At 57.5% G+C, this 2,616-nt stretch carries 2 protein-coding genes; both read right to left on the bottom strand.

All coding sequences use genetic code 11. The features are described 5' to 3' along the window. Positions 1-175: 175 nt before the first annotated feature. The gene (locus tag DVS29_RS36645) at positions 176-832 is read right to left on the bottom strand and encodes an RloB family protein (RefSeq protein ID WP_118186223.1); all 657 of its coding nucleotides are present in this window, start codon (positions 830-832) and stop codon (positions 176-178) included. Then, positions 822-2,093 (bottom strand): AAA family ATPase, encoded by a 1,272-nt coding sequence (locus DVS29_RS36640; RefSeq protein ID WP_118186221.1) that lies wholly within the window; start codon positions 2,091-2,093, stop codon positions 822-824. Before DVS29_RS36640 ends, DVS29_RS36645 begins: the two co-directional genes overlap by 11 nt. Between the last annotated feature and the right edge of the window lie 523 nt (positions 2,094-2,616).

The following is a 2,616-nucleotide window of genomic DNA, read 5'->3' as shown; positions in this document are numbered from 1 at the left end:
TCGACCCGAAGCCGACGACCGAATCTTCAGAGTGCTATGTCGGCTAACGACTCTCTTTCGGCCATCCAATCACGCACCTTCCATACGACAGCAAATCGGATGGACGCGCTATTTGCTTCGGTTGACGCCAACGGTGAATGTCTGGAAGAAGAATGCCCGGTCGATTGTTCGGCGGTCAGTCAATTCTCTGGTCACGGAGCGTAGTGAGCAACCGAACGAGGACGTCTACGTCAGTGGACGGATTTTGCCCCGGCCGTTCAAGTTGCTCGCGTAGTCGCTGAGCGTTCGCATACGCCGCATCGAGTCCGTGCCGGGTCCTGGCGAACAAGCCCCGCCCTCCTTTTCGATAGCCGTTCAAGTGGCCGTCGAGACGCCGAACGACGTCGTCGCGATGGATGTGCGCTTCGGAACGCTGGAAATGGAGCAGCAACCATAGCTCGAAGCAAGGGTTTGACGGAACAACTCGAAACATAATCGGCTTCTTTTCGTCGTTCCTGTGCGTACCGTCAAGCTGCGCTGCCACTCTAAGGGCCTCGTCGTAGTGAGCATGATCGTCGCGATCGATAACGGCGTAGACGCGTTCCCATTCGTGCGTCTTCACGCAGAGATCGGACGCGTAGTTCACAACCTGCAACGGATTGGTGCCGTCTGCCGGGCAGACATGGACCGCAGCCGACGGCAATCTGTACTCGCGTCGAATTTCTTCGAAATAGTTAACTTCGGTCTTTTCGCCTTCGGTGACGATCAGAATCCGATCGAATGCTTCCCAACGTGCCTCCTTCCGCTCAATGTTGCGTGCACGTCGCAGGCGTGGATGATCATCACGCGCCAAAACCTTCCTCCGCGAACCAGAAGTCGGTCGTTATCGGCAATCCGCCGTATCGCCCCTGCAGATAGCCGCGCTCGATCGCTTCATTTTTGCGCGGCGAAAAGTCCGAGAGCGGCACCAAGGTGCTCGACTGGTCGGGACGTTTCTCCATCAGCCAGATCTGATCGCGGCGGAAAATCCCCGCGTCGAGCAGCGCCGTGTCGTGAGTCGTAAAGATGAGCTGCGCTGAATGGCCGCCTTTCGGCGGAAGGTGATGAAACAGATCGACCAGGAAGCGGACGATATGCGTGTGAAGGCTCCCATCCAGTTCGTCGACGACGATAGTGCGTCCCGTTTGCAACGCTTCAATCACTGGTGCTGCAAATGCGAAAAGACGCTGCGTCCCCGTAGATTCTTCCTCGATCTGAAACTTTCCCTGGCCTTTCGGTCCCGAGTGGGTGAAGACCGGGAATTGCACTTCCGACTCAGCGATAGTCTGCTCCGGTCGGCCGTTGCGAAGGTCGACATTGAAGTGATGCAATTGACGTGCTTCGAGGCCCAGATCCGAGATGCCAATGTCCGCCGACGTTAAAAACTTCAGCAGGAGTTGCTTGCTCTGCGTCTGCGAGATCCATGCTGTCGATTGATCAAACGATGGTTGCATGCCAGCCGCAATAACGAACAGCTTGCTCACGATCCAGTTGTAGACGGGAAGCAGGCTCTCGCTATTTAGCTGCGCGGCGGTGGAAAGGAACAGCGCGTTGCGCCGAGTGGCGTCCTGCCATACCTTCTTCGGGCCACTCAACGAAGGGCCGAACCTGTAATCGTCGGTGTTCGCCGGGGCATTGTAGCTGCGCCCGAACCATATCTGCGGCCGGTGCGTCTTGTAGACCAGCAGCCACTCCTCAGCGATTCCCGCTGATGTGAGCGAAAAGCCGTATTGGTACCGCGTGCCCTCGAGCACGAAGGTGAACTCGAATTCGGAGGGCGCCGAAGCGCATTCCGGATCGAGTTTGAATGGAATATGCGCGAGCGGTTGCCCCGGCATGAGCGTCGCCGATGTTGCGACCACAGATTGCGCAAGTTGCATGGCCCCAATCAGGGCGGATTTTCCGCTTGCATTCGGCCCATAAATGGCTGCAGAGCGCAGCAGATCGGGAACGCTCGCCGCACCTGAGGGAGCCGTGTTCGACTCCCGCTTTTCCTTGTCCGCGCTCGCAGCCATGCTCAGGTACATGTCGTCCCGGATCGATCGAAAGTTCCGGACGCGAAATTCGACCAACATAGTTACCTCCTAGCTTGGAGCACAATTTTGCACGATTTGTGCGAAAATTCAACTTAAATTTGAATTCGGACGAATCTCGGACCAATCTGCCTGTCGCCCATGCTGGGTAAGAGCGCGTACGCGGAGTGCGAGGCCCCGCATGTCTGCGAGTGAAATAGCGCGAGCGTTCTCTGGAGCTGTCCTGAATTTTGAGAGCGGCATGGTTGCAACTACGCAGCCTGTCACTTCGCGGTCGCTGCACGATGATCCAGACTGATAAGTCCCGTCACCGGTAGCCGGCCTCTCGCGACCGTTTCGATATTCCTGAGTTGATCGGGGCTGCTGGCGAGTCGAGCCGGCGGCGACGGGCTTATGGCTCGTTGATCGGAGACGCGGTTTTTTGTCTTTCCCTCGGACGTTCAGCACGCCCGGGGAGGTTTAGGCAGCAAATTGGCGATTCCGCCGGGCAATGGCAGCTAGGGCCCAATCGTGCGAGTAGATCGTCCGTCAGGTTCAGGGTGTAAAGCTGCCAACCGAATGGCAG

Origin of the sequence: Paraburkholderia phosphatilytica (assembly GCF_003443895.1) — a bacterium.
GTDB lineage: Bacteria > Pseudomonadota > Gammaproteobacteria > Burkholderiales > Burkholderiaceae > Paraburkholderia > Paraburkholderia phosphatilytica.
This window is presented reverse-complemented; position numbering and strand designations above follow the sequence as displayed.

Coding starts and splice junctions, on each gene's coding strand:
- DVS29_RS36640 (WP_118186221.1), bottom strand. CDS start 2,093: ATGTTGGTCGAATTTCGCGTCCGGAACTTTCGATCGATCCGGGACGAC.